At 48.5% G+C, this 2,002-nt stretch carries 16 tRNA genes; all 16 read right to left on the bottom strand.

The window, feature by feature from the left end:
- Positions 1-76: 76 nt before the first annotated feature.
- A tRNA-Phe gene (locus CVD27_RS22500) sits at positions 77-152 on the bottom strand.
- A 152-nt stretch (positions 153-304) separates the two neighbouring features.
- A tRNA-Asp gene (locus tag CVD27_RS22495) sits at positions 305-381 on the bottom strand.
- 3 nt (positions 382-384) lie between these two features.
- Positions 385-458: transfer RNA gene (locus tag CVD27_RS22490), tRNA-Met, on the bottom strand.
- A gap of 44 nt (positions 459-502) precedes the next feature.
- A tRNA-Ser gene (locus tag CVD27_RS22485) sits at positions 503-595 on the bottom strand.
- A 9-nt stretch (positions 596-604) separates the two neighbouring features.
- A tRNA-Ile gene (locus CVD27_RS22480) sits at positions 605-678 on the bottom strand.
- Positions 679-714: 36 nt separating this feature from the next.
- Positions 715-788: transfer RNA gene (locus CVD27_RS22475), tRNA-Met, on the bottom strand.
- A 20-nt stretch (positions 789-808) separates the two neighbouring features.
- Positions 809-881, bottom strand: a tRNA-Ala gene (locus CVD27_RS22470).
- Positions 882-899: 18 nt separating this feature from the next.
- Positions 900-976: transfer RNA gene (locus CVD27_RS22465), tRNA-Pro, on the bottom strand.
- A 9-nt stretch (positions 977-985) separates the two neighbouring features.
- Positions 986-1,059 (bottom strand) — tRNA-Arg (locus CVD27_RS22460).
- A 35-nt stretch (positions 1,060-1,094) separates the two neighbouring features.
- Positions 1,095-1,183: transfer RNA gene (locus CVD27_RS22455), tRNA-Leu, on the bottom strand.
- 7 nt (positions 1,184-1,190) lie between these two features.
- A tRNA-Gly gene (locus CVD27_RS22450) sits at positions 1,191-1,262 on the bottom strand.
- A 35-nt stretch (positions 1,263-1,297) separates the two neighbouring features.
- Positions 1,298-1,382: transfer RNA gene (locus CVD27_RS22445), tRNA-Leu, on the bottom strand.
- Positions 1,383-1,417: 35 nt separating this feature from the next.
- Positions 1,418-1,493, bottom strand: a tRNA-Lys gene (locus CVD27_RS22440).
- A 158-nt stretch (positions 1,494-1,651) separates the two neighbouring features.
- Positions 1,652-1,724 (bottom strand) — tRNA-Thr (locus CVD27_RS22435).
- Between the two features lie 38 nt (positions 1,725-1,762).
- A tRNA-Val gene (locus CVD27_RS22430) sits at positions 1,763-1,838 on the bottom strand.
- A 38-nt stretch (positions 1,839-1,876) separates the two neighbouring features.
- Positions 1,877-1,951, bottom strand: a tRNA-Glu gene (locus CVD27_RS22425).
- Between the last annotated feature and the right edge of the window lie 51 nt (positions 1,952-2,002).

The following is a 2,002-nucleotide window of genomic DNA, read 5'->3' as shown; positions in this document are numbered from 1 at the left end:
CCAGTAAACTACACCCGCATTATAAAGGTTATGCAAACTTTCCTTGCCACCTTATCATTTAATAATATAAATTTAATGGTGGCTCAGGACGGAATCGAACCGCCGACACAAGGATTTTCAGTCCTTTGCTCTACCGACTGAGCTACTGAGCCATATAAAAATAATTTCCTACAACTAATTCCAGGTAAGTCCTTCGTCTCCATCTCGGAAAGCTTATTCAAGCAGCAGTTCGATGGATACGCTGAAGTTGATTCATTGAAGCATATTCATCGTGCTCTACCGACTGAGCTACTGAGCCAACATATGGCGGTCTGGACGGGACTCGAACCCGCGACCTCCTGCGTGACAGGCAGGCATTCTAACCAACTGAACTACCAGACCGAATTGCGGGGGCAGGATTTGAACCTACGACCTTCGGGTTATGAGCCCGACGAGCTACCAGACTGCTCCACCCCGCGATAATAAAAGTATTAAGTTTGGATAATAATCCAATAAAGTAATATGGCGGAGGAAGAGGGATTCGAACCCCCGCGCGGTTTAACCCGCCTGTCGGTTTTCAAGACCGATCCCTTCAGCCGGACTTGGGTATTCCTCCGTTTATAAATGGACCCTGTAGGACTCGAACCTACGACCGGACGGTTATGAGCCGTCTGCTCTAACCAGCTGAGCTAAGGGTCCATTAACACTAACAGTAATATTAGTATTAATTACTTATAGCGGCGGAGGGGATCGAACCCCCGACCTTACGGGTATGAACCGTACGCTCTAGCCAGCTGAGCTACACCGCCATTTTTTAGTTAAATATAAGTGGAGTCTAGGGGGATCGAACCCCTGACCTCCTGCGTGCAAAGCAGGCGCTCTCCCAGCTGAGCTAAGACCCCATATTGTTTAAAGTTACCTGGTCGGGAAGACAGGATTCGAACCTGCGACCCCTTGGTCCCAAACCAAGTGCTCTACCAAGCTGAGCTACTTCCCGTTCTATAAGCGCGCCCGAAAGGAGTCGAACCCATAACCTTCTGATCCGTAGTCAGACGCTCTATCCAATTGAGCTACGGGCGCATTAAGCTGAATGTATTTTGCTATTACAAATAAGATGGTGCCGAGGACCGGAATCGAACCGGTACGGTAGTCACCTACCGCAGGATTTTAAGTCCTGTGCGTCTGCCAGTTCCGCCACCCCGGCATATGAGAGCGGAAGACGGGATTCGAACCCGCGACCCCCACCTTGGCAAGGTGGTGTTCTACCACTGAACTACTTCCGCATATATGGTAAGTTATTTTGCTATCACAAAAAAGTTGGTGCGGGTGAAGGGAGTCGAACCCCCACGCCTTGCGGCGCCAGATCCTAAGTCTGGTGCGTCTGCCAATTCCGCCACACCCGCATAATTGAAAGTTATTTTGCTATGGCAAAAAACTATGGTGAGCCATGAAGGACTCGAACCTTCGACCCTCTGATTAAAAGTCAGATGCTCTACCGACTGAGCTAATGGCTCGTATGAATGTAATTTCCTAAACTTTGATTTTCGCCCCGGATGCCCACACCTCAGAAAGCTTATTCAAGCAGCAACTCGGTGTGTGCCCTGATGCTCTTTCAATGGAGCTTATTCGATCGTGCTCTACCGACTGAGCTAATGGCTCGTACAATAAAAGGTGCCGGCTAGAGGACTTGAACCCCCAACCTACTGATTACAAGTCAGTTGCTCTACCAATTGAGCTAAACCGGCATTTATTGATGATTATTTTCACTTTCGTAAAAAAATCATGGTGGAGGATGACGGGATCGAACCGCCGACCCTCTGCTTGTAAGGCAGATGCTCTCCCAGCTGAGCTAATCCTCCAATTAATGAAAATTATTTTCGTTATCAAGAAAAAACTATGGTGACCCCTACGGGATTCGAACCCGTGTTACCGCCGTGAAAGGGCGGTGTCTTAACCGCTTGACCAAGGGGCCAAAATCTAAATTTAGCAAATTATTAGCCCTAAAGGGGCAAAGCCTGGCAAC

This window comes from Neobacillus cucumis (assembly GCF_002860255.1).
Classification (GTDB): Bacteria; Bacillota; Bacilli; order Bacillales; family Cytobacillaceae; genus Neobacillus; species Neobacillus cucumis_A.
The sequence above is the reverse complement of the archived record's forward strand: the minus strand, read 5'-3'. Positions and strand labels throughout refer to the sequence as shown.